At 41.2% G+C, this 25,943-nt stretch carries 21 protein-coding genes; 10 read left to right on the top strand and 11 right to left on the bottom strand.

The genetic code is table 11. From position 1 onward, the window contains the following. Positions 1-17 precede the first annotated feature (17 nt). Positions 18-656, bottom strand: a complete 639-nt coding sequence (locus LQ201_RS17620) for a DUF6266 family protein (RefSeq protein WP_230144705.1) — start codon at positions 654-656, stop codon at positions 18-20. A gap of 275 nt (positions 657-931) precedes the next feature. Here LQ201_RS17620 and LQ201_RS17615 point away from each other — a divergent pair, with 275 nt between their 5' ends. Beyond that, positions 932-1,087 (top strand): hypothetical protein, encoded by a 156-nt coding sequence (locus LQ201_RS17615; RefSeq protein ID WP_230144704.1) that lies wholly within the window; start codon positions 932-934, stop codon positions 1,085-1,087. Positions 1,088-1,175: 88 nt separating this feature from the next. Here the strand turns inward: LQ201_RS17615 and LQ201_RS17610 are convergent, their stop codons facing one another. Then, on the bottom strand, positions 1,176-1,454 hold the full coding sequence (locus LQ201_RS17610) for a helix-turn-helix domain-containing protein (protein WP_230144703.1): 279 nt from the start codon (positions 1,452-1,454) through the stop codon (positions 1,176-1,178). Positions 1,455-3,333: 1,879 nt separating this feature from the next. On the opposite strand from LQ201_RS17610, the gene LQ201_RS17605 reads away from it, so the two are divergent. Further along, on the top strand, positions 3,334-4,038 hold the full coding sequence (locus LQ201_RS17605; RefSeq protein ID WP_230144702.1) for a hypothetical protein: 705 nt from the start codon (positions 3,334-3,336) through the stop codon (positions 4,036-4,038). Positions 4,039-5,022: 984 nt separating this feature from the next. Next, positions 5,023-5,337, top strand: a complete 315-nt coding sequence (locus tag LQ201_RS17600; protein ID WP_230144701.1) for a hypothetical protein — start codon at positions 5,023-5,025, stop codon at positions 5,335-5,337. An 85-nt stretch (positions 5,338-5,422) separates the two neighbouring features. On the opposite strand, the gene LQ201_RS17595 is transcribed toward LQ201_RS17600, so the two are convergent. From LQ201_RS17595 to LQ201_RS17565, 8 genes are all read right to left on the bottom strand, one after another. Next, positions 5,423-5,761 carry a hypothetical protein gene (locus tag LQ201_RS17595; protein WP_230144700.1) on the bottom strand — a complete coding sequence of 113 codons (339 nt, stop codon included), beginning with the start codon at positions 5,759-5,761 and terminating at the stop codon, positions 5,423-5,425. A gap of 6 nt (positions 5,762-5,767) precedes the next feature. Beyond that, the gene (locus tag LQ201_RS17590) at positions 5,768-10,306 is read right to left on the bottom strand and encodes a DUF6443 domain-containing protein (RefSeq protein WP_230144699.1); all 4,539 of its coding nucleotides are present in this window, start codon (positions 10,304-10,306) and stop codon (positions 5,768-5,770) included. 11 nt (positions 10,307-10,317) lie between these two features. Further along, on the bottom strand, positions 10,318-10,758 hold the full coding sequence (locus tag LQ201_RS17585; protein ID WP_230144698.1) for a hypothetical protein: 441 nt from the start codon (positions 10,756-10,758) through the stop codon (positions 10,318-10,320). Between the two features lie 6 nt (positions 10,759-10,764). Then, positions 10,765-14,130, bottom strand: a complete 3,366-nt coding sequence (locus LQ201_RS17580) for a hypothetical protein (RefSeq protein ID WP_230144697.1) — start codon at positions 14,128-14,130, stop codon at positions 10,765-10,767. Positions 14,131-15,383: 1,253 nt separating this feature from the next. After that, positions 15,384-15,779 carry a hypothetical protein gene (locus tag LQ201_RS25645; protein WP_253074031.1) on the bottom strand — a complete coding sequence of 132 codons (396 nt, stop codon included), beginning with the start codon at positions 15,777-15,779 and terminating at the stop codon, positions 15,384-15,386. Continuing rightward, a complete protein-coding gene (locus tag LQ201_RS25640) occupies positions 15,718-16,101 on the bottom strand; it encodes a hypothetical protein (RefSeq protein WP_253074030.1) in 384 nt (127 codons plus the stop codon). Before LQ201_RS25640 ends, LQ201_RS25645 begins: the two co-directional genes overlap by 62 nt. A 41-nt stretch (positions 16,102-16,142) precedes the next feature. Then, on the bottom strand, positions 16,143-16,436 hold the full coding sequence (locus tag LQ201_RS17570; RefSeq protein WP_230144696.1) for a hypothetical protein: 294 nt from the start codon (positions 16,434-16,436) through the stop codon (positions 16,143-16,145). Positions 16,437-16,503: 67 nt separating this feature from the next. Next, a complete protein-coding gene (locus LQ201_RS17565; protein WP_029276197.1) occupies positions 16,504-16,689 on the bottom strand; it encodes a CsbD family protein in 186 nt (61 codons plus the stop codon). 200 nt (positions 16,690-16,889) lie between these two features. On the opposite strand from LQ201_RS17565, the gene LQ201_RS17560 reads away from it, so the two are divergent. Together LQ201_RS17560 and LQ201_RS17555 are read left to right on the top strand one after the other, a co-directional pair. Beyond that, complete coding sequence (locus LQ201_RS17560) at positions 16,890-19,979, top strand: TonB-dependent receptor (RefSeq protein ID WP_230144695.1); 3,090 nt, start codon at positions 16,890-16,892, stop codon at positions 19,977-19,979. 17 nt (positions 19,980-19,996) lie between these two features. Beyond that, positions 19,997-21,376, top strand: coding sequence for a RagB/SusD family nutrient uptake outer membrane protein (locus tag LQ201_RS17555; protein ID WP_230144694.1), 1,380 nt, complete (start codon positions 19,997-19,999; stop codon positions 21,374-21,376). A gap of 61 nt (positions 21,377-21,437) precedes the next feature. On the opposite strand, the gene acs is transcribed toward LQ201_RS17555, so the two are convergent. Continuing rightward, entirely contained in the window at positions 21,438-23,333 is a 1,896-nt protein-coding gene (acs, locus tag LQ201_RS17550; RefSeq protein WP_057932078.1) for an acetate--CoA ligase, read from the bottom strand. Positions 23,334-23,633: 300 nt separating this feature from the next. Here acs and rpmB point away from each other — a divergent pair, with 300 nt between their 5' ends. From rpmB to LQ201_RS17525, 5 genes are all read left to right on the top strand, one after another. Next, on the top strand, positions 23,634-23,867 hold the full coding sequence (gene rpmB / locus LQ201_RS17545) for a 50S ribosomal protein L28 (protein ID WP_025145121.1): 234 nt from the start codon (positions 23,634-23,636) through the stop codon (positions 23,865-23,867). Positions 23,868-23,911: 44 nt separating this feature from the next. Next, positions 23,912-24,094 carry a 50S ribosomal protein L33 gene (gene rpmG / locus LQ201_RS17540; protein WP_010599807.1) on the top strand — a complete coding sequence of 61 codons (183 nt, stop codon included), beginning with the start codon at positions 23,912-23,914 and terminating at the stop codon, positions 24,092-24,094. Positions 24,095-24,192: 98 nt separating this feature from the next. Continuing rightward, a complete protein-coding gene (locus tag LQ201_RS17535) occupies positions 24,193-24,348 on the top strand; it encodes a DUF4295 domain-containing protein (RefSeq protein WP_010599808.1) in 156 nt (51 codons plus the stop codon). Between the two features lie 84 nt (positions 24,349-24,432). Beyond that, complete coding sequence (gene ftsY / locus LQ201_RS17530; protein WP_057932079.1) at positions 24,433-25,395, top strand: signal recognition particle-docking protein FtsY; 963 nt, start codon at positions 24,433-24,435, stop codon at positions 25,393-25,395. A gap of 99 nt (positions 25,396-25,494) precedes the next feature. After that, positions 25,495-25,869, top strand: coding sequence for a GxxExxY protein (locus LQ201_RS17525; RefSeq protein WP_230144693.1), 375 nt, complete (start codon positions 25,495-25,497; stop codon positions 25,867-25,869). The last annotated feature ends 74 nt before the right edge of the window (positions 25,870-25,943 follow it).

Raw genomic sequence — 25,943 nt, 5'->3', positions numbered from 1 at the left:
TTAATTAACTAGATAAACTAAGGAATGGTATAAGTGCCCAGGTACTGGCTGCTTGATACCGAAGTGGCATCGCGCTTAACCGCAAAAGCCCATCCGTAAAAAACATCACCCGTAAAGCCGGCACCAATTGCCGCGGTATAAGTAAGCGCGCCGCGCTGCGCTTCTTCGTACACCAGGTACATCTTTTTGGTATCGTTAAAGAGCACTACCGTTAGCAGGTCATCGGTAAAGGCACTGTAGCGGTTTAAAATGCTCTGCCAGTTCAGTACCAGGTCTGCACCCTGCAAACCCGCGTTAAGCCCATGAAAAACCGAAAGCGAACCTTTGCTTAGCACCACCTGCGAAAAATCGATAGTATAATCAGGATAGTCACCTACAATCGCCTGGTTTAAAAAGACCTTAACTGCCGCATTGTAACCTGTAAGTTTGCTCAGCTGTTTATCTTTAAAGCCAATGTTTAAAATGTCTTTAATAGGGCTCAGGTACATCGGTGCCAGGGCAAATTTACTGCGCTGGGCCAATTGCGGTTGGGTACTGGGTTTACTGCTCTTTTTGGGCAGGCCCTTTAGGTAATCTACACTGCGCCAGTTGCTGCCGACTACACTGCCTACTTTGCCCGAGAATGCGCCATTTGCGCCTTTTGAATACGTTGCCATAATTTTTGTTTTTTTAAGTGAAAAAATGTTTCTATAAAAGGATTTCTGTTTATACCGGTATGTTTAAATCCATGTCCAAACCTAGCGGCTTAGCAGCACTGGCGCCCCATTTTGAGCTAAAATGAGCTAAATTGAGCTAAATACGACCGTTTTTGAGCTAAAATGAGCCATTATAATTGTGGCAGGCGGCGCAAAAACCTTGGCGCTTGTGGCGGCACAATACCTTTAAATTAAACCATGGGGCACGAAAAATAATTTAACCGCAGATAGAAAGGATGCACACAGATATAAAAATCTGTGTTTACCTGTGCGCATCTGTGGTTAAAAATTCTCAACTAATTACATTGGGTGGCGCCCTGCTCAAGGGCAGCATAACCATCGGCGGTGGTGCCATTCTGCGAAAGCAGGCGCTGGCTTTACCTTTTAGGTAGAGAAAAGGTGACGCCGGGGTAACCCTGGGGTAACCTTGGGGTTAACTTGGTAGCAACAAAGGGTACAGAACAGGTAATGCAGGGGTAATTAAATACGGCCCTTTTGCTGGCTCTCCAGGTAGGCAGCCAGCAAATCTTTCGCGTAAAAACGATCGCCACCAGGAAGTTTTATAGGCTTTAACGTGCCATCTTTTACCTTACGTTTGTAGGTACTTTCGCTGATGTTCAGGTAGTCTTTAACCTGTTGGCGGGTAAGTTGCGCATTAGGGTCGCCAAGGAGATCGATAAAAGTAAAGGCTAGTTGTTCTTTGTTCAGTACGAGGTAAATGTTGTACATTACCTGTACAAGTGCATCAAGGTTATTCATGGAGCGTAAAATTAAATCATGAAACCGTACTACGAAAAGTTAATGAGGCGTTCCGCAATCCGGATCCGAAAAATGTTTCTGTGCTATAATTCAGGCGGTTAAACCCGTAGTGCTGTAGTGGCTAAAATCGGTTAGAAAGTGTGGTATTCACCTTTAAATTTTTGCGACAAACAACATCAACACGGTTTAACAAGCCTGGTAAAATTCGAGTTAATTGTGGTGTGTATATTGTAATTTATTGCAGGGGCAGCTTGCCCCAAATTTATGGGTAGCCCCGGCTGCTGCAGATGAGCCCCAGGTTGAAAGGAATACAAGCTACCCGTTGGGGGCGGTTTTGCCGTGCACAAATGAGCGGTTTATGCACCGTATTAGATAATTTAATTGATAGGGCTGAAAAAGTAACTGGTGTTAGTTTTTCCATCGAGCGTAAATTTAATCAGTAATTAAAGACGTAGTATTATTACATATTATATCCTGTATAACGACAACTTATTTCAAATCGTATATCAAAAACAGCAATTTATTGCAACCAGGTAGGTTTGTGTCATCAAAAACGGAACATTAAAAACCTGCCCCAAGCGAAAAAACCAAAGTTTGCCATCCCCTCTCAGCAGCTCAATCTAGCTTTCGAGCTGGAAATTAGAGGTATTTGGTACAAGGAATGACCTGATGCTATGTAGAGCCCACTTGCCTGAACCGCCACCGCTGTTTGTTCCTTTTTATAATGGTGATCGGGATGATGACCTGCCATTCTAAATTAGCTATGCTATTTCACAATATGTAATTATCTTATACTCAATTATGAGTAATCGATCCGATATGACTTGACATTTGTCCTATTTGGTTTCGAATAATGGATTTTCTGCTTACCTTGAGCATGCGCTCTCTGACGATCTATTTTCTCTGCCTCCAATAATTTGCCAGGTAAAATGCCAGAAGATTGATTACTAAGCGGCGTTACATAAGCTAACTAAAGACAGGTTTATCCTATAGTCAGTGGGGATTATCCCAAAAATGGTCACTCATTCCTATCTAAAATGGTCACTTATTTCGCTCCAAAATGTGCACTGATTACCGCTTAAAGTGTGCAGTCGACTGATTTTTAGCGTTTTTAAACTTGGTTCTAAGGCTTCCGGAATCTTCGTCTGAGCAATAAAACGCGCCGTAGATGCTTTAAAATTGGCTAAAAAAAGAAAGAGTAGGTTGTTCTGGGTGATATAGTTTTGATGGACCGTTTTTTCAGGTTTGGATAGTTTCTGAATGACGAATGGAAGCCGTTAAAGGGATTCAGGGAACTAAAAGCTATTTGGGAACCCCGGCAGAGTAGATTGCCATGTTCAAAAAACTGAAAGCTGAAAGTTCGGATGATCTTTTATCTTTGGGACAGATTGATTCAAATCTCCCTTTATTCAGGGACTAAAGCCGGGTGCACAGTTTGGATTGAAATCCGGTGTCTACTATCCCTGAAATCCCCAAGTGAGCAGATAAAAGATCATTAAATATACATATCTACCTCAAAAAACCATTAATGAATCTTTAACTTACAAAAACAGTATAAGGACTGAGCGCCCTATATCCAGCGAAAACCTGAACGTGTTAATTTAGATGGGGAGGTAATCATGAACTTGATTAATAAGGTTGAGCAAAATATCATTATTCGCATCCGTTTTTTTTAAAATCGTACAATGCCTAAAAAGTGCGAATGTTTAAATAACTTGCAGTCAATTTAGATAATTAAAACCAGATCAATATGCTTAGAAATATAAATTATCTACATTTATAACAGCTAAACTGTATTCTTCAACCAACAAACTAATTACCGAATAAATTTTAGGATCCTTCAAGACACTAAATACCCTATTATTAAATTTAATACTCCATGAAATTCTATCTTTTCAAAGAAGCTTGTAGCACTAAAGAAACTGGCCCAAATTATCCACAAATTCAGAAATGGAAACCTGGTTATAACGAAGACAAACCTGATTCATATTATTCTTATTACGAAGCATCTTCAAAGGGGAGCAATTTCCCACCCTTTGTGCCTGATCTAGATGGATTGGTAATGTGCAACAGCGCTAAACCCACAGATATAATTAGTTCTATTTTATCGATTGGTTATATTATAAATGAAAAAACTAAAATAATAATTGAGCAGTTCAAATTTCCATCATATAAACTTTACCCAACTAAAATCATACACAAAAACCTAGAACTGAAAAATTATTACCTATTACACATTGCTTCGGACAATAAAGACTATTTGGATTTTGTAGACTACGAACGATCTATCTTTATTACGGCAGGAGTCGCACGGGACCACCCACAAAACATTGCCCTCACCTCCAAACAACACTACCTTGACACTTCCAAAAAGTTACAAAACGACTTTTCCGTAAACAAAAATATTTATCGCACCATTTTTGCAGAAAAAATTTGCTTTACCTCAGAATTTGATAAAAATTTAGATTTCTTTACAGCTCCTTTTGGAGTCGACAATTATATTAGTTACAATTTAAAATGTGCATTAATCGAAAACGGTATAACAGGATGCGATATCGAGGCAACAAATAGAATTTTGATCTAGATTTTATGTAGGTTTCAAAGACTGTTTGTATACCAAAAGGAACAGCGATACTTCATTGAGTTTCGACATCTGAGCACAAGAAGCCTGTGATCAAATGATGCCTTTGTTTTAAAAATTGAGGTAATCCTATAAGTTTTCTGACCATCAGGAATACCTTACAAAGAATAAAGAGCCGACAGATGCTAGCTCTTTATTCTTTGTGTAGGCACCACATTGTGCATAACAAATTGCTTTAATAAGACTCTTCACCCATAAAGAGTCTCGGTTTTTAACTACATTTCTATATTAATTTCTTGTCGCTGGTTTATCGTCTGGCAAAATAACCCCAGGAGATATTGGACCCACTGTAATTATTGGGTTGATTTTTGGAGCAAAAAGAAAAGGATTAAAACCATACAAATCATTAAGTTTAGTATATGGATTATCTGATATCTTTTGCCGAGAATCTTTAGAGACCGTCCTTAAAATATCAGCAGCAGAGGCTCCCGGATTCGCTTTTTCGGCTTCAGCTAGTTGCTGTCTTATTGCTCTAGTTAATTTTGGAGCATTTCCATGAACTCCTTTACCTGTTTTTGCCCCGAGCTGGTGCGAGCTTGTAGCTCGTATCCAAATTAACTTAAATTATATCAATTTCTAACAAACCCTTTTCTCTAGAAAAGTCTATTGCACTACCATACTTCCAATGGTAATCTTCTTTTACAAAGCCTGCCTCAACTGCATTGTTGTGAATATAATCGACTTTTGATCAATTACTTCATTTGACCACAGCTTAATAGGCTTGTCATGCTCTTGCCAAAACCGGCCATTTGTTACATTCCTGTTTTTTCTCCTGCTCATTTAAACATCCAAAGCAGCCATTGCAACTTTCTAAATTTTAGAACTATGGCATTTCTATATTGGTACGAGTTAAAAACTCGCACCAGCACATTTTATCTAATTGCAATCCGCTCGGACTAGCAGGGGAGGCCAAAACAAGACTCACTTTTGGATAACAACCGACACCTGGAGATCCTTCAGGCTCTGGCCGCTGGTACCGACCCCGTAACCGGAGAAGTATTCCCTGCCGATAGCCCGTACAACCAGCCCGAAATCATAAGGGCGCTATCCTTTGCACTTAATGAACTTAGGGCGGTAGCTGAAAAAGGTAACCAGGGAATGCCATGGAGTGAAGAAGAAGATAACCTGCTCACACAACGTTTCAGCGAAGGCGCCAAGATTACCCAACTCGCCAAACTCCATTCTCGCACTTACGGAGCAATAAAAGCAAGGCTCATTAAACTGGAACTGGTACAGAAATAACGAAGCCCAGCAATTTTTAAACTGCTGGGCTTGTTATTTAACTTACATTTTTGTCTTAGCGAGGCTAAGACCAGATAGAGTCTAATTATGTCCACATTTTGATAATTGATTTTGCTTGCTCCGAAATTGCAATCCATTTAGGATCTGTGATAATTTCTTGATCAGTTTCTTTTTCAACGTAACCATCCAGAGCATTTCTAAGTGTTTTGAGCGCAAAAATGAGTTCGGGTTCTAAATCTAAAGCAATTGCCTCGTTTTCTATCACATAACTAAAATTATTATCATCAAATAATCTATTCATTAATTCAACATATGATGATATTAAGCCAGTGTCATTATTTTCATTCAGCCACATTTTTTTCTGCATATTTATATCCGATATTTCTAAAATATCATTAAATATATCTTCTAAGACCTTTTTCATTTTTTGTTATTCGAATTTAGGCATTTTAGTAATATCAAATATATCTCTTGGAATATGTGAAGCTGGATCCCTAGTATCTACCGGTCTACCCAATGCATCATAACTTACCCCGTCTTTCCTATAGATTACGTAAGGTTTCTGCTGTGCAGGATTAATACTATTTGGATTTCCAGGCATTTCTCTTATTGAATTATGTGGGCTATTTGGATCTCGTGTTATAGTACCATTACCTTTTTGACTTGGTTCAGTTCTCCATCCTTGTGGCTTTTCAATTTCATTACTCTTTTCTGGAAATTTAATTTTAGGTGCATCGTAGCGATTATCAGCTGGATATAAAGCATTAACAATTTCTCCAAGGAGTCTCATTCCAACAGATTTCATGCTTAACATAGCTAAATCTTGTCCCATTGAATTCATAGAACGCATGGATGAAGCCTCTAGATTCGCCTCAATTTTAGTGTTACCACTTATTGAAGAAGTTGCAAATTCACCAGTTTGCGCATTCGTTGCTGAACCATCATCATTTAGATTTACTGAACCAAGAACCGCTCCGGTAGCCTTATTAGTCGTTGTGATGACATTCGATGCCCCAATATTATTATAACCTTCCTGGTATCCATCTCCATCAAACCATTTTACTGTTGTATTATCTGTAGATTTATACCAATCCCATCGACCATCTGGGTCTATCCTGTTGATGGGATTATTGCTGGTATAATGATAAGGAGTCATCTCAGCCCTGCCTTCCGCCAGTGGGTCAACCACATTCCACCTTCCAATAACCGGGTCATAGAACCTTGCACCATAATCATACTGTCCTTGTCCCGGGCTTCCCAGCTCTTCCTGCAACTCCTTGCCATTGTAAAGATATTTATTTGTTCCGCCACTTGCAACCTTTCTCAAACCAAAAGCATAATAATCATCCCGCTGGATCGGATCCACGGTGCCCGATACCGGGTTCTTCTGGAAACTCACCCTCACATTCCCCAAATGGTCTACCTGGTTGTATTCGTAACTATAAACACCGCTGCTGTTACGCGCGATCCCCTCTTCGGTCTGGATAAAGTCAATGGTACCATCGGGCTTATAAACAATTCCATCAAAGTAGTCGACCCTGCCGTTTACAGAACTTACCTTGATCAGTTTCCTGCCCGTTGCGTCATAGGTATAATTCACGTTCTGGCTCCCGCTCACCTGTACCGGCAGGTTCAGGTAATTATAGCCAATTGTATTCCCGTTAGGGCCGTCAATGGTGAGGTTCCCGTTTTCATTATAGGTATAACTTCCATTGGTAAAGCCGCTGATGGTCTTTAACTGGTTGCCTTGATACTGATCGATATGATAGTCATTGGTCTCGTAGTTATCCCTGCCCAGGGTTTTGATGTTCCCCATCACATCATAGCTCAGGCTTTCACCCAAACTGTTCCCGGCACTGGACACCGTCAAACGGTTCAACCTGTCATAACTATAGATAAAAGTATTGGAAGCTCCTCCATTGGTGTAGGTCTGCGCGGAGATATTCCCGTTGTACTGCGGGGCAATGCCACTGTTATAGCCCAGTGTAAAACTGAACAGCGAACCGGCCTGGCTGGTCAGCCAGCCCCGCTCGTTATAGGTATAGCCAGTCTGCTGCGCAAAATTCACATCATCGGTACTATGCTGTCCCTTACCCTTCAATTGCCCGATCTCATTGTAGGTTAAGCTGCTTAAAGTCACCAGGTCTCCGCCATTGATCCGGGACTTGGTCGTTTTCTTCCTGCCCACATGGTCATAGGCATAACTGTTAACAATCGTCGTCAGCGTGCCGTTCCCCACATGCGCCCGTGTACTGTTCTTTAAGCTACCATCAAAGTTCCACTCATTGTCCACCACATCGCTGCCCCCAATATGGTTCTCGCTCTTGGCCGTGATTACCCGTCCGTCCCCATCATAGTAGTTTACGCTCAGCAGCATCGTCCCGGTACCCAGTACCGTCGTCCTGCTTCCGGTCAGCAGCGTTTTGGTACGCCCACCGCTGACCTGCGGCAGTATCGGCAGGCCAAAAGTATTGTTATAGAAGTTATAGTCATCGTAATAACTGATACTATGGTAATAGGTTACACTTTTTGGAAAAGCATTGTTGCTATAGCCCGTATAGGTGTTGCTTTCATTGCTGTTGTTCCGCACATCCCATAACTGGTAGGTGTTATCAGCTAACAGCCCATTCACATAATCCTGCATAGGCCCGCGTTCCCTTGAATCGCTATACAGCCCCGTTATGATCGTCCTACCTAAGGCATCATATTTGGTAAACAGCCATTGGCTGGAATTACGCTGTATCTTATCCTGGGTCAGTACCACCTGGTCCAGGGTATTGTACACCATATATTCCCAGTCCTTGCCGGGGATCTTTTTCTCGGTCAACCGTTTCCGGCCATCGTAATGATAACCGTACATAAAATCCTTGAAGACATCATCCGATTCGGTAAAACCAGCGATCTCAGCGGATAACCTATCAGTGTTCAGGTTGACTGCCGGTGGTAGTACATAGCGCAAATTACCCAGGTCATCATATACATAATAGGTCGAAAGGCTTTTAATATCCGTTTCCCAGACACGCTTCAGCACTACCCGTCCCTCCAGGTCCTTATATTCATCTGTTGTACCCGTCTTTACATCCCCAGGTACCCAGTTCTCATCTTTTATAGTAGATTTATAAAGTTTTCCGGCATCATAATAACTACTTCCAGAACTCGCACCGGAACTGTTCACCGTCCATTTCCTGACATCCCCCGCCACATTGGCCCCGTATTCACTTACTACTGTCCGGCCTGTAACAGGTTGCCAGTCTGCACCCGGCGAACCTTGTTGCTCCACGCGGTTCAATGGTGAAGCCTCGAACACCGTTACACTGTAAGGTACCGGCGTTTTAACCACATTTGCATCCCAGCCGGTGCTAATACCGTAATAATCCGACTGCTGGATCAAAGCATCAGCTTTATAAGCTCCGTTGTTTGCCGATTGCGCCGCATAAGGCAGGTATTTTACTGTTTCCCTCCCGTAGGCATCATAAGCTGTGGGCTGCACAATATCCTTTCCGCCTGGACTTGCCTGTACCTGCACGGCCTGCATAGGCCTGCCCAGCCCGTCAAAATATTGAATGTTTCGGTTCGCCTGAGCAACAGGCAAACTGCCTACCTGTGCCAAACTGGTTGCACCGGCCTCTTTTACAACGGTCTCCATAACAAAATTTTGGCTGTAACTCGGCTGGATGCCCGCAACACTTCCACCTATTATCGTAATGTTCAGCGCAAAGGCCGAACTGCTCTGGGCGGTATTGTAGGCCGTAATATAATAGTTGGCTGCAGCAGACGCTGTCGTTGGAACCCCACTGATGTTGCCGTTCGTATTGTTGAAGTTCAGACCGCCCGGAAGCACTGGTGCAACCGTAAAAGCAGCCGTGGCGAGCTTGCGGATATAGTGACTTCCGATCTCCGCCACATAAAGCGTCCCCTGGCTATCGATACTTAAGCCGTAGGGTGAACTCAGCCTTACCCCCGAACCCGTACCGTTTACCGTACCCGAAGAGGTCGCGCCCGCAAAGGCCGAAACATAACCTGAAGCATCGATCTTGCGGACCATATTGTTCTGTTGGTCGGCCACATAGATATTTCCCGAGCCATCCACCGCCAGGTTGTTGGGGTACTGGAAAGTAGCAGATGTACCATAACCACTCGCCGAGCCCATCGATCCGTTACCGGCAACCGTGCTCACCGTGCCCCCGCTGATCTTGCGGATCATATGGTTCAGCCTGTCGGCCACATAAACATTGCCCGAGGCATCCACCGCCACACCCATCGGATTGCGAAAGGTGGCCGATAAGGCACTGCCATTGGAAGACCCTGCCGTACCCGTGCCCGCAAAGGTACTCACCACACCTGATGGCGTAATCACGCGGATCCGGTTGTTCGAATAATCGGCCACATAAAGGTTGCCCGAAGCATCAAAGGCCAGGCCTATCGGACTGTAAAAACTTGCACCCGTCCCCGTTCCGTTCGCAAAGCCAGGTGATCCGCTGCCCGCAAAGGTCGTCACTACCCCTGCCGGGGTAATCTTACGGATCCGGTGGTTCTGCTGATCGGAAACAAACACATTGCCCGAAGCATCAACAGCAAGTGCAGAAGGGTGCTGGAAACTTGCCCCCGTACCCGTACCATCTGCTGATCCCGCAGATCCGGAACCGGCCAATATGCTCATGGTACCCAATGGTGTAACTTTTTGGATCTGGTTGTGGTCCGAATCAGCAATGTACACATTGCCCGCCGCATCCACTGCAGTGTTCAGCGGGTTATACAGCCCGCTGCTGACAAAAGTAGTCGTCGTCTGTCCGCCCGCTGATGCGGCACCTCCGCTAACTGTCGGGGAAAGTGTAGAGATAGCGCTCCCTGTACTATAGCTCTGGCTTGAAGGCGAATAGCTGACCGAAAGCTGCGCATGGCCTGCAAGGCCTGCACAGAGGGCTAAAAGCCCGGTAAATATGACGGTAATCTTTATTCCTGTTTTCATCTGGAGAGGCATTAATTCTTTAGTTTAACTTTAGTGCTGTCAACGGCCAATCTCTTGTCCTTTTTCCCGGGAAGCCTGGATTCCATTTCTTTCCGGTGTGCCGCTGTTCGGGCCCCGTTCCGTGAACTGATCGCAGCCGACATCTTTTCCCGTTGCTGGGGGCTCAAAAGGATATTGAGCGCTGCGCTCTGCTCCCGGGCCAGTGCCTTTAAACTGGCACTGCGCTGCTGGGGGCGCAGGCTGGTATCCTGCAGCACAGCCGTCACCTGCACACGGTATTTCTCCTGCCGTTCCACCAATCTGGCAGTTTTATCTTTGTCGAGGCCCAGTTCCCTGCCCACCGTCTCTTCTTTCTCTTTTTTGCTCCTCCTGGCTTCCTGGCCAGATGAATTTGATATTCCTGTCACCATCAGCAACAGGATGAATAATGGAAAATATAAATGTCTGCTCATGGTTTTCTAATAAGTTGGTGATGGGATATAAACATTTGCGCCGTTGTCCTCCACCTGGTAGGTGTAGTTTTCTGAATTGATTATCGTGCCATAATAAGGATCGTAATAAGAGTACCACGAATCGGTGACATAACGGCCAAGCAGCACTCGGCTGGTATTGGCTGGCACACTATAGGTATTCGGCCAGCTCGAAACCGAAGAACTGTTATTGTAAAAATAAGTGCCCGTAGTACTTACATTCACATCAAAGCCCTGCGGCAGAGAAACCGGCTGCGTACAGGCCGCATCACTATAAAGGGCAAGGTAGATATCCGCCTCTGTCGTACTTCCATCAATCGGAACGCTCCAGCTCGGGTTCAGTACCTCGATACGTGCATAGACCTGGCTAGGCTGAGGAGTTGTCGTCCCTCCGCCAGCATTACAGTCGGTGACCTGGCCTGCATAGTTGTAACAATAGGTCTTGACAATATTATTGTTCTGGTCACGGATCAGTTTCAACCGCTGGAAAGCATCATACTCATAATAAACGGTCATACCCTTTGCGTCCGTCTGGCTCACCATACCAACAAGTGGCTTGTACACATAGCTCGAAATGAATGCATCGGGAAGATTGTTCCTCAGCGGCAAAAGAAAGTTATCGATCGCCGTTTTGTCGGGACTGACCAGATTACTAAAAGCAGTAACAGCCGGACTACCTCCCAATAACGACTCTACTGTCGTATAGTCTGCATTCTTGATCTCAGCAATAGGATGCTGTGACCTGTAACTGTAGAGATAGCATGTTTTTGAAGCTCCTGTTTTAGAGACACCCTTTATCTTCCCATGATCATCATAGCCCTCAAAAGTTACCCGGGATTCATAGTTTCCCGTTCCGGTCTTGCCCGCAATAGTTATCGGTGCAACAATATTATTCCCCCAATTGTAATAGTTGTTCTTAACTGCACTCAATGGGGTAACCGAATTCTTGTAATCTAGCTGTTCAACTACAGGTGCCCACATATGATAGGTATCTACCATATCGGTGTAGGGCTGCGTTCCGGTAAAATCATGGGGATATTTCATCTCTGTTGTGATGTTGCCTCCTTTGCTATCTGTAACAGTTTTTTTGGTAGGCAGCAGGTGATCAAGATTATCGTAATTGTAGACAGTAGTTTGACTCACCGGATTATTTAGATCTGAAAGATCCGTTATTATCGTGGTATCAAGTGTCGTTACATCTTCATACCCTTTTGTCGCTTCCCAAGTATATGAGTTTAAATATTCCAACCAATATGGCGTGTCGTAATCATCAGGAGAGAAGTACCCTGTTAGATCCCTAAACTGAACCTCCTGATCGACACGTATGCCAGTTAGAAATTCGTTCATTCTTCTGGGAGAATACCGGTTTTCTATCTGGTTTACCTTGGTATATAAACCGTTGATATTCTTATAGACTGTTTTAGACGCTAGCAATGGGTTCATTGTACCCCTGTCGATCGTAAATTCATTGATAAATTTTGGAGCACTTAATATATTTGTAGATTCCAGCCTAGTGTCAAAAGGTAGATAGTAAGTAAAGACCGATTTTCCTGTATTTTCTGTTAATGTCCCATTGTATTCTGACACCTGTCCGTAGACAACAGGGGAACCCGACAGGACTGACAATGGATAAAGACTTGAGGAGGTTGCAACATTACTGCTAATTACTCCTATAGGGATATGTCCTGTATAGCTTCCTATATCATTTATTACACTTCTACCATAGTTTATTGGCTGTTGGTACCTGAACAGTATAGATGAAATGGTGTGCTCAGATCCTACCCAATCATAAGTATATGTTTTTTGAAATGCCAGCGAATTTTCAGCCGAATAATTTTTTATTGTTTTTATCCTCAGGCCGCCCACTATGCCATTATTCGCATTGGTCTGATTTGGATAATCATAAAATTTTGGGTTTTCTGACCTGTTATTTTCGAATTCGAATACCGTCTTACCACCTGTCGGATACTTTATCTGTTGCAGGATGCAATCCTGGACCGAGGCCGCCACAGGATTTCTACTACCTCCATATAGGTTTGATTCCGAAGAATTTAAAAAACCCAGAAACTCACTGGGAATCCCACTACCCCCTCCGCTGTACCCCCAATAATCTTCTAATATGTAGGGCGGGAATGAACTTCCGCCAGGAAAAACATACCCACTGGTAGTATAGTATCCCGGAGGTACATTATTGTTGTACAAATAGGAATAGTTCTCTGGTTGTGAACCTGGACCACCTTTCACCTGGATCGCATCGAGCCGCATCCTCAAGGTATGGTCTGTCGAGGTACCAAAATAACTTTGTCCCAAAGTAACTTCTTTTATCGCATCGTTAGATACCCTGTTGTTTACAGTAACCTTTACCAAGCGCATCTGTCTTCCATCCACCCGATCACCGCTGTACTCAAATTTAACAATTGCGTCTGTAGTGGTTATGCTGTCCAGCCGCTTAGGGTAATTCTGGCTGCCTATAGGGGTCCTGACAAATTCCGTTGATGATGGGACTTGCGAGGCTCCACTAAGCCCGTTGCCCGGATTTCTCGCCACGGTAGTAACTTCCGAGAGCTGAACAATAACCTCACCAGAAGAATAATGCAGCTTTATCTCATCCTTTTGGTCAGCGGAAACGACTCTTGTTAGGTTCCATGCAGTAGTCGGCGACATTCCGCCCTGTGTGGTCGACTCTGCTGCCTGAAAATAATATTTTGTACCACTTTCATCCGTTATGGCATAATAAAGATTCTGGGGAGCTACATTATTGTCAATATATTCCTTTGTAATTTTAAGTGGGGCATACGGAATCAACCTTACAGAACCATTAATCCAGTCAAACCTAAAAAATCCTGACTTACCTCCAAAATTATAGGCATACCTATCACTCTGTGTCTCAAAATTATTTTTGTTCATGTTCTGAAAATGATTCATCAGATTGATCGCATCACCTTCACTGGTAACAGAGGTTCGGGCAGTCTGGAGGTCATCTGTAGTTTTGTAAGGCGAGATATAGTCAAGGCTCTCGTCTCTTCTACCCAAAACTGTCCTTGCTACTGTTCCCCCGGCATTCAGGGCCCAGCCAAGGCCTACCACGCTTGCAATATCCCTAACCTTTATCCCGCTTGCATGATAGGAAATGCTTATTGGCAGCGAAATGCTCCCTGTCTTAACCGTATAGATAGGCACACTTACATCAGGCACACCGGTACTGTAGCTAACGGGAATTTCCGCATACCTTGTTAAGGATGCTACATCAGGTGATGGTGGAATGACCTTTGGCACTTCAAACTGTCCAAAAGAAAGTTGATGTTTTAGGAATAAAAACAACAGCGCAAAAAGAAATTTATAGTTATTCTTCATAGAGAGTGAATTTTATTTTTGAGAATATAAAGTGAGACTGGCCAAAGCTTATGCCTGCACTGTTCCAATTTGCTTTGAAACAATGCTAAAAAAAATAATAAGATCCTAGATGGAATCTTCAGGAGGTCGAAACAAAAACCGCTACTGCAAAAACGAACTCAGCACCAGGTAAAAGCCGTAGTATTTTTTGTTCTTTAAGATCGGGGCAGTAAATACCCATTGGAAGGAAGTGGAGAGCCGAAAATTTAGATACCATATTTAAATGTTTTGATGTGATCAATTTCTCTTGATAATCAACATTTAGCAAAAAAATTACACCAACGTACCGTTTTACATGACAAACCTCCCATTATTTATTCCAAATTATAAAAAACGTTATATAAACGGTTATCATTCTATCGATATCGACTCCAATCTATTCTGCTCATTAAATACAAGATCTAAAATTACAGCAATTATTACAAGCCCAACCACAACCGATCCGCGTCTATTTCTCTTTTATCGGCAAGGTTTCAAATTCTTTAACTATAACTTTCCATTGATTTTTATGGTGAAAAATGAAATAGTTAAAGATTGATATTGAAATACAGACAATAATAACAGGTAAGTTAGAATCACTTAAATGGAAGTATCTATTGATAAATACCTTGTAATAAACCAAAACAGATGCTCCCAAAATAGCAATAAACATCAGTACAAAATTCCGCTTTCCAATCGCTCCAAAACTCTAGGTATTGATACCGCTTCCCAAAATTTATATAGTTTATAAAACAGATAATAATAAGCTCTTTTCATATTCATGATGACTAAAATTAAAAACTAAACCTGGGATAATAGCTAGGGTTACTGCGGTAAACTTCTCCATAATCTGTTAGGTAACCATTCCTTCCGCGAGGATAAGGTTTCCTAGGTAATATTACAATACTTGTACCCTCAGTCATCCGCTTCATAAATATGGGCGATTGTTTATTGAGCGAAAAGAAAAAGGTCTTAGCGAGACACTAAGACCAGTGCGGTCTTTTTTGCCCAATACCCAATTGCTCAGGCCGCAAAAAAGGATCTTCCCTTCAAGCCGGTTTAAAAACGAAATTTTGTGATACTATCAGGACTATAAAGTGTATAAAAAAACTCTTCCCTTCCTGCCTAAAAGTTCATTAATTCCTACTACAAAGTATAAAAACACAAATCGTGTCTTGGTGGTAAAAAAACAAAGTTCATTGGTTGCATGATGCAGAAAATTGTGTCTTTGTGTCTTAGTGGTAAAAAGCCAACACCTCCAAAATTTCTTTCAACGAAAACTTGGCCCCGCAAACGAACTCATCAGCTGCACCATAATAAATTGTTAATTCATCTCCGTTAACGATGTGGCCGTTTGTAAATACCACCTCACCAAAGAAACCATGCAGCTCGTAATCTGCTGTTGTTACCATAATCGGTTCTTCGGTTCTGGCCAGTACTTTGGATGGATCATTTAAATCCATTAGAAAAGCGCCTAAACAATATTGACGTTTTCCGTTTGCACCATGATAGATTTCGAGCCATCCTGCTGCGGTTTTTATGGGGGCAGCGCCGGCACCAACACGGGCACTATCCCAGTGCTTTAGGCCTGATTTTGATGATACATTTGTGTTTGCCCCAATGAATGCCATCCGGAGATTCGGCCAACCAGATATAATTACCACCCAGCGCCACACTACTAGGCCGGTGTAAGGCGTAAAATTTATCGTTAATGCGTTCTTCAAATATAGCACAGTCTTTATTGTGTGGCGGGATAATTATGCCGTGTTTCTCAAAACACTTCCAATCTTTTGTCGTCCTTAATCCAACCCCTACCCCATGGGCAGATACCGAAGTAAAAGTTAAATAGTAGGTTTTATCGATTAAGGATACACGGCAATCTTCAATGCCAAAAGTTTCATCTTCTCCCTCACCCTGTAATAAAGGATAACCGGCCGGTTGATAAAAATGCACGCCATCATCACTGCAAACGAGCCTTAAATGCGATAAGGTGGTTAAATAATCGGCACCCTGATAATTGATCCCCTTGGATCATTAGCTACCAAAGCAGGGTCTGCCTCTGCTATCTCGATAATTTCGATGCCGTTTTTCCTTAAAACCGGAAAAGAGATAAGTCCCTGTTTTTGCGCGGGCCGTTCTGCTACCCGCACCAGAAGCCATATTTTATTTTGAAAGGTAAAAACACCAGGATTTAAAAGGCATGCGATTTCCAGGCCCGTTGTACTCGGCACTAAATCTTTTGGACAAAGTATTGGATTTTGAATAAACCGTTGTGCAATATCACTCATGACATAAGGTTTTAAACCAAACAGGCGACCAAAATTGGCCGCCTGTATATGATTAATAAAATTGATGTTATAATGAATTGATCCATTTTACAAGTTCATCTCTTCCTTTTCCTGTTTTTTGTTGCAGTTTCCCCAACAATTCATCGTCTTGCCCCTCTTCGTGTTTTAAATCATCGTCGGTTAAATCGGCATAAGCTTGTTTAACCTTTCCTTTTATTTCATTCCACTTCCCTTTTAATTCTAACTTATCCATGCTCGTGTTTTTTTGTGGTAAATAATATGCTTTTTTAAATGTATCAACACTTTTTACCGCTTTTTGTTTTGATTTAAGCTCAAAAAACCAAACAACTATCCGATTTTGCTTCACTACAGCAGGTTTTATAAAAATTTTTAATTATATTAAAAAATCGTTTTTACGAACTACTAAACATTACTAACTAAACTACCAATTTGATGAAAAAACTACTCTTAAGTATGCTTTTGTATCTCGGTACAATTTCGTTTGCTTTCGCACAAGGCAAAGTGATTACCGGGAAAGTTACGTCAGCCTCAGGACCAATTCCGGGCGTTAGCGTATTTGTAAAAGGCTCACCAGCTAACGGCACGCAGAGTGATGCCTCGGGCGCCTTTAAATTAACCGTTTCGGATGATGCCAAAACACTTGTTTTTAGCTTTATCGGTTACAAAACCAAAGAAGTGCCTATTACCGGGCAAAGCATTAACGTAAATCTTGATGAAGAAAACAATACGCTATCGGATGTGGTGGTGGTGGGTTATGGAACGCAGAATAAACGTGATGTGACAGGATCTGTAGCCTCTGTTAAATCTAAAGACCTGGAAAACTTACCAGTAACAAGTTTTGAACAGGCCTTACAAGGAAAAGCAGCAGGTGTTCAGATTGCCGCTCAAAATGGAAAATTAGGGCAGGGAATAACGGTAAGGGTAAGGGGCGCTGCATCAGTAACAGCAGGTAGCGAGCCACTATACATCGTTGATGGAATACCAATTACCTCGGGAGATTTTTCGAGTACTACTGCGCCTACGAGTGCGCTGGCAGATATAAACACCAATGATATCGAATCTATAGAAGTATTAAAGGATGCATCGGCATCGGCAATTTATGGCGCAAGAGCTTCAAACGGTGTGGTATTGATCACAACCAAACAGGGTAAGGCAGGCAAAACACTTATCCAGTTTAACGCACTTGGTGGCATAAGCTCACCTTCTAACCATAGGGATTTTTTAAATGCAGAACAGTACGTTCAAATAGAGCGCAGGGCTGGGCAGGGCCAGGCGAATCAGGATTTCCTCAATGGAGATTACGCAACCCTGCAAGAAGCATTAGATGATTATAGCGCAAGTGTAGAGGCGCGTTTAAACCGGTATTCGGCGGGCAACAACGATTATCAAACTTATAAGGTAAACTCTAACTGGGAAGCTGCTTCTTTTCAGGATAAACCTGTTACGCAACAATACGACCTTAATTTAACAGGAGGAAATGAAAAAACGAAATTTTACATCGGTGGCCAGGCCTTAGATCAACAAGGAATTGTGATAGGCAACAGTTATAAACGCTATAGCGGCCGGTTAAACCTGACCAATAAAGTAACCGATTTTTTAGAAGTGGGTATTAACCTTAATTTTTCAAACAGCATTAATAACAGGCTATCAAATGATAATGCCTTTTCAAGTCCGTTACAATCTGTAGCGCTCTCTCCCATTACGCCTTTTATAGACCCAAGGTCGGGTTTAATAAGTGGAACTTTACCCGGAGCAGCTTCAAACTATCCGTTATACTATAATCCATTTATAAGTGTCGATAATGCTTTTTATAAAGCAACCGTGTACCGGACAATTGGCAAAGCTTTTGCGAATATAAACATTGCCAAGGGCTTAAAATTCAGCACTGATTTTTCTATTGATAACTTAAATCAAAACGAAGAAAGTTATTATGGTTCATTAACTTTTAGAAATACAGGTACATCAAATGGCTACGGGCAAAATATTTCAACTTTTGTAATTAATGCCAATACCAATAATTTCTTCAGTTACAATACAACTATCGGAAAAAGTGCTTTTGATGTGATTTTGGGTACAAGTTATCAAAAATCAACCACCAAGTACAGCACCATTGAAGGACAGGATTTCCCGAGTGATTCTTACATTAAATTAGGTTCTGCTGCAACAAAAGTAATTGCAACCAGTAATGAAGGTGCTTTTAGCTTTCTGTCTTATTTCTTTAGGGCCAATTATAAATACAACGACCGTTATTTAGTGGGCTTTAGTGTAAGGGCTGATGGTTCATCACGATTTGGAACCAATAATAGATATGGGTATTTCCCGGCAGGTTCAGTGGCTTGGATTGCATCTGAAGAAGATTTCTTAAAACAAAGTGAAACCATCAGTTTGTTAAAATTCAGGGCCAGTTATGGTTTAACGGGTAATGCCGAAATTGGTAATTATTCTGCCCGTGGTTTATTCGCTGGAACAGGGGCATATGGTGGTTTGCCTGGGCAGATTCCTTCGCGGATAGCCAATCCGGATTTAACATGGGAAAAAACGAAGCAACTCGATATCGGCTTTGATTTTGGTATTTTAAAGAATAGAATTACGGGAATTTTTGATTTTTATCAAAAAAACACCACCGATTTATTATTAGATGTGCCTATCCCGCAAACAACAGGTTTCTCTACTAAAACCCAAAATTTAGGGTCATTAAAAAATACCGGGTTTGAATTGGGCATCAATACAGAAAATTTTGTAGGCGCGTTTAAATGGTCAACCGCAATAACAGGAGCAATTAACAACAATAAGATTACAAATTTAGGCGGGCAGATTTTAAATAGCAATGAAATAAATGCGGCTATTTCAGGGCAACCGATCGGCGTATTTTACATCCCGGAATATGCGGGGGTAAATCCGGCTAATGGTGATGCGATTTATTACAAAAACACAGTTGATGCAAATGGCAATGTAGACAGGAGTACAACAAATAACATTAACGATGCACAACGGATTTTTGCAGGCAACCCAAACCCAAAATATACATTTGGCTTAAACAACACTTTTTCGTACAAGAATTTTGATTTAGGTATATTTTTTCAAGGTGTAAAAGGCAATAAAATTTTCAATGCCGGCGGCCAGTATATGAGCGCCAATGCATCAAACGGTTATGATAACCAAACTGCAGATCAAATGAGTTATTGGGATAAACCGGGTGATGTTACATCTGTTCCGGAACCCCGTCTGTTTGCAGGCAATGGTATTGGAAACTCAACAAGATATTTATCTGATGGTTCTTATGTCCGCTTGAAAACATTAACGCTTGGCTATACTTTTCCGGTTTCGGTATTAACCAAAATTAAGTTAAGCAAATTAAGGTTATATGCTACGGCACAAAATCTGCTTACCATAACTGGTTACAAAGGATGGGATCCCGAGGTTAATGCAGATTATCAATCGACAAACATTAATCAAGGCGTAGATTTTTACTCAGCACCACAACCACGGGTAATTTCATTAGGTATTAACATTGGCCTATAATTAAAAAAAGAATCAAAATGAAAAAGACATATATAAATAATATCGTATTTGCTTGCATGTTTTTGATGGCTTTATCATCGTGCAAGAAAGCACTCGATATAAATCCTGTTGATACCATTGAGCAAAAGAATGCTTTACTCACATCAAAGGATGTTGAAGGAGCCTTGGTTGGTGCTTACTCAGATCTCGGTAGCCGTAATTTTTTTGGCGGCCGTTCGTTTTTAATGGCTGATTTCTTAGCGAATACTGATGCCATTGAATGGGGCGGAACATATGAGGAACTGACCCAGGCCATCAATAAACAGCTTTTAAAAACAAATACCTTTGTAGATAATGTTTGGGCTGCAGGCTATACCGCAATTAATGATGCCAATAATGTAATTGCTGCCCTCGACAAAGTAGAGCCTGCGAAAAAGAATAGAGTAGAGGGAGAAGCTAAATTTATCCGGGGGTCGGCATATTTCGAACTCGTTAGGGTATTTGCAAAAGCCTACAATGATGGCTCTCCAAGCACGAATTTGGGCGTACCAATTGTGTTAACACCAACCAATCTCATAAGCGAAGCGAATTATGTAAGCAGGGCCACAGTAGCTGCCGTTTACAATCAGGCGATAACAGATTTGACAGAGGCAGAAGCTAAACTTCCGGCCACTAATGGTTTTTTCGCAACTAAATCTGCTGCGGCAGCCATGCTGGCCAGACTGTATCTGCAAATAGGTAATTATACTGCAGCCGGAACAGCTGCAAACCGGGTAATTACATCTGGAAATTATCATTTAACAGATACTTATCTGAGTGCTTTCCCTAAAATGCCAGAAAGTGGAAGACCCGCAAAACCTGGAGACAATACTACTGAAGATGTTTTTGCCGTGCAGGTAACAACGCTTACCGGATTTAATGGTTTTAATGAATTTTATGGTTCATCTACATTTGGTGGCCGCGGGGATGCGGTAATTTCACAAGATTGGATTGATGCAACCTATGCTCCAAATGATGACAGGATTAATGCTTTTTATGACGATGACGATATGTTTACGGCGAAATTTGGTAATCAATTCGGAAATGTTCCGGTTATCAGGTTGGCAGAAATGTATTTAATCAGGGCAGAATCTAATGCACGCTTAGCTCCGGCTGCTCCTATTGGAGGCGTTACACCACTACAAGATTTAACCACCGTTAGAAGCAGGGCTGGCTTAACAACACTAACCGCTACCCTGGCAAATATTCTAAATGAAAGAAAACTAGAATTTGCTTTTGAAGGCTTTTCATTACATGATGCAAAAAGAACGCAAACCAACATTGGTAGCTTACCCTGGAATTCTACCAGATTAGTTTTCCCAATTCCACAACGTGAAATTGATGCAAATACTAAATTGGTTCAGAACCCAGGTTACTAGAAACAGCATAAAAGAAATGGCCCCGATTTTTCGGGGCCATTTCTTTTTCTTAAAATTATGGTTAAAGCTTTTTGGCCGCCGCTATAATTTCTTCTACCACACCTGGATCAAGCAGTGTAGACGTATCGCCTAAATTAGTGGTATCCCCTTCGGCAATTTTACGCAGAATTCTACGCATAATTTTGCCCGAGCGTGTTTTGGGTAAACCAGAAACAAACAATATTTTATCGGGCTTGGCAATCGCCCCAATTACACGGGTAACCGTTTGTAAAATATCTTTTTTAGATAATTCTGCTTCACCATGCATTTCAGGGTAAATTACAAAAGCGTAAATGCCCTGCCCTTTTACATCATGCGGATAACCCACAACTGCGCTTTCTACCACACCAGCGTGCATATTAATGGCATTTTCCACTTCAGCGGTACCAATTCTATGTCCAGAAACATTTAATACATCATCAACACGACCTGTGATCCGATAATAACCATCTTCATCACGCAAACAGCCATCACCGGTAAAATATAAATTCTCGTAAGTAGAGAAATAAGTCTGTTTGCAACGTTCGTGATCGCCATAAGTGGTACGCAACATGCCCGGCCAGGGGAATTTGATACAAAGATTTCCCATTACGCCATTTCCTTCAATTTCATTACCATTTTCATCAACTAAAATTGGCTGAATTCCTGGTAAAGGCAATGTAGCAAAACTAGGTTTGGTTGGTGTTACCGTGGCAATAGGTGAAATCATAATGCCTCCCGTTTCCGTTTGCCACCAGGTATCAACAATAGGCGCTTTACCGTGCCCGATTTTCTCATCGAACCAATGCCATGCTTCTTCGTTGATCGGCTCTCCTACCGAGCCTAAAACGCGGATTGAGCTTAAATCTTTGCCGTTTAATGGATCTTCACCATAACTCATTAATGAGCGGATAGCCGTTGGCGCAGTATATAAAGTATTTACTTTATGTTTTTCTACAATATCCCAAAAACGTGATGGTGTAGGGTAAGTAGGAATCCCTTCGAAAAGAACCGAAGTAGCACCTTGCGAAAGCGGTCCGTAAACAATATAAGAGTGACCGGTAATCCAGCCAATATCGGCGGTACAGAAATAAACCTCACCAGGCTGATAGTTAAATACATTCGAAAAAGTATAACCCGCATAAACCATATAACCACCACAGGTATGCACCACACCTTTGGGTTTTCCGGTAGAGCCGGATGTGTAGAGAATGAACAGCATATCTTCCGCATCCATTTCTTCCGCTTCACAAATATCATTTACGTGTTTAACTTCATCTTCCCACCACACGTCCCTGCCTTTCAGCATCGAAACAGGTGTACGGATATGGGTTAACACGATACATTTTTCAACGGTTGGGCAACCAATTAATGCATCGTCAATTACATCTTTTAAAGGAATCTGTTTATTGCCACGATAAGAACCATCGGCCGTAATCACTACTTTACATTGCGAATCGTTAATCCTGTCGGCAATAGATTTAGCAGAAAACCCGCCAAAAATAACCGAGTGAACGGCACCAATTCTGGCACAGGCCAAAACAGCAATAGCCAGCTCGGGCACCATAGGCATATAAATACAGATCCGGTCGCCCTTTTTTGCACCATTACGTTTTAAAACGTTGGCAAAACGGCAAACGCGTTCGTGCAACATTTTATAAGTATAAGTAACACTTTCTTCTTCAGGATTATTAGGTTCCCAAACAATAGCAGGTTTATCTCCATTGGTGGCCAAGTGCCGATCTAAACAATTTTCGGTAATATTAAGTTTAGCGCCTTCGAACCACTTGATATTTGGTTCGTTAAAGTTCCAGGATAATACTTTGAACCAAGGCTTGCGCCATTGAAAGTTTTGCGCCACTTCGCCCCAAAACTGCTCTGGGTTTTCTACGCTTTTCTTATAATCTTCTTCGTATTGCTTAAAAGATGTAATTTGCATTGCTCGTTCTATATTTTGGATTAGTGGGGGCTAATTTAAATAAATAATAATAAGGAGAAACAGTCTAATCGTATCAAAATGAATATCAAACGTTTGATAAGAAATAATTTATTTTAAATAGATGTAATATAGGAAGAATTTAAGATTTGGCATTAACAAACATTGCACAAACCTTTTCTGCCCATAAATATTATTATAAAAATAATTAGCTAAGCTATTGCTGTTTACAATTATTATTCAGATATTTGCACACTCTTAAAAAAATTAAGCGGACGATATTAACAACTATATTTACAAGTCATGTCAAGAGTTTGTGATTTAACAGGAAAAAAAGCAATGGTAGGTAACAACGTTTCTCACTCAAACGTTAAAACCAAACGCAAATTTTACCCAAACCTACAACTTCAGAAATTTTATATTCCTGAAGAAAACCGTTGGATTACGTTGAAAGTTTCTACTTCAGCGATTAAAACCATCAATAAAGTGGGCATTAGCGAAGCAATTAACCGTTTCGTAAAAAAAGGATTTTTGTAAAAAACATTAACTGTTGAGATTAACAGTTTTCAATTTATATTAAAATGGCAAAAAAAGGTAACAGAGTTCAGGTTATTTTAGAATGTACTGAACATAAAGAAAGTGGCATGCCAGGTATGTCTAGATATATTTCTACCAAAAACCGTAAAAACACTACTGAGAGATTAGAATTGAAAAAATTCAATCCAGTATTGAGAAAAGTAACCGTACATAAAGAAATTAAATAGGTTAGAAATAAAAGACCAAAGCTTAAAGACTAAAGCATTTTGCAAGTCTCAAATCTAATGTCTGATATCTCAAATCTAATAATTAAAATTATAAGAACATGGCAAAGAAAGTAGTTGCAACCCTTAAAACAGGTACAGGTAAAGAATATTCGAAAGTAATTACAATGGTAAAATCACCAAAAACCGGTGCTTACTCATTCAAAGAACTTATCGTACACAACGACCACGTAAAAGATGCTATTGCATCTAAATAAGGTTAATATTTTTTAATATTAAAAATATTAAAGGCCGTTCCGTTTTAACCGGAAGGGCTTTTTTTGTTATATAAAAATTTAGATATGGGTTTATTCGATTTTTTCAAAAAGAAAGAAACTGCACCTGAAGCTCAGGAAGCACTGGATAAAGGTTTAGAGAAAACTAAAGACGGTTTCTTTAATAAAATTACCAAAGCTGTAGCAGGAAAATCTTCTGTTGATGATGAAGTGCTCGATAATCTGGAAGAAGTTTTGGTTACTTCTGATGTTGGCGTAAGTACTACATTAAAAATTATCAAACGTATCGAAGAACGTGTTGCCAAAGATAAATACCTCAATACCTCAGAACTAAATTTTATCCTTCGTGATGAAATCCAGTTGCTTTTATCCGAAAACAACAGTAACGATTTCCGCCAGTTCGAATACGGCGATCATAAACCTTATGTAATTATGGTGGTTGGCGTAAATGGTGTTGGTAAAACCACTACCATTGGAAAGCTGGCCCATAAACTTAAAGAATCGGGACTTAAAGTAGTATTAGGTGCTGCCGATACCTTTAGGGCTGCGGCCGTTGACCAGATTAAACTCTGGGGAGAACGCGTTGGCGTGAGGGTTGTGGCACAGGCTATGGGCTCAGATCCTGCTTCTGTTGCTTTTGATACCTTACAATCGGCTGTTGCTAACGATGAAGATGTAGTGATTATTGATACTGCCGGACGTTTACACAACAAAATCGGTTTGATGAATGAGTTGGGTAAAATTAAACAGGTGATGCAAAAGGTAGTGCCAGGTGCACCGCATGAAATTTTATTGGTGTTAGATGCCTCGACCGGACAAAACGCCTTTGAACAATGCAAACAGTTTACCGAAGCGACTGATGTTAATGCATTGGCCATTACAAAATTAGACGGAACAGCAAAAGGTGGAGTAGTAATCGGAATTTCAGATCAGTTCAGGATTCCTGTTAAATATATCGGCGTAGGAGAAAAAATTGGCGACTTACAGCTTTTTGATAAGAAAGAGTTTGTGAATAGTTTGTTTAAATAACACTTCGTGGTCGATTACACCGAGGATTTAGCCTACAATTCACTTCGTGGTTGATTACACAGATTACAGGATTACACAGATTATTATGTAATTTTAGTAATGGAAGAATATGAAAACCATGAGCTTACCAAAATTATAATTGGTTGTTGCTACAATGTCCATACGCAATTAGGTCCAGGTTTTTTAGAGAAGATCTATGTTAATGCCCTTAAAATAAAACTTCAGCAAGCTGGGTTAAAATTTGATGTTGAGAAGGAGTTTATAGTGATGTTTGAAGACCAAATTATTGGTAAATTTAGATGTGACCTGGTTGTAGAGCAAAAGGTAATTGTTGAATTAAAATCTGTAACCGGGTATCAACCTAAATTATTTCAGAACCAACTTATATCTTATTTAAAAGCCAGTAAAATTAAGACAGGATTACTGATTAACTTTGGCAACACAAGCTGTGAGGTAAAAAGAATAGCTGTGTAGTCCTTTAAATATCCACACCAGAATCAGTGGAATCACCAAATCTGTGGAATCAAGCCGCAAGGAAGGTGTAAATA

Origin of the sequence: Pedobacter sp. Bi126 (genome assembly GCF_918698245.1) — a bacterium.
Classification (GTDB): Bacteria; Bacteroidota; Bacteroidia; order Sphingobacteriales; family Sphingobacteriaceae; genus Pedobacter.
The sequence above is the reverse complement of the archived record's forward strand: the minus strand, read 5'-3'. Positions and strand labels throughout refer to the sequence as shown.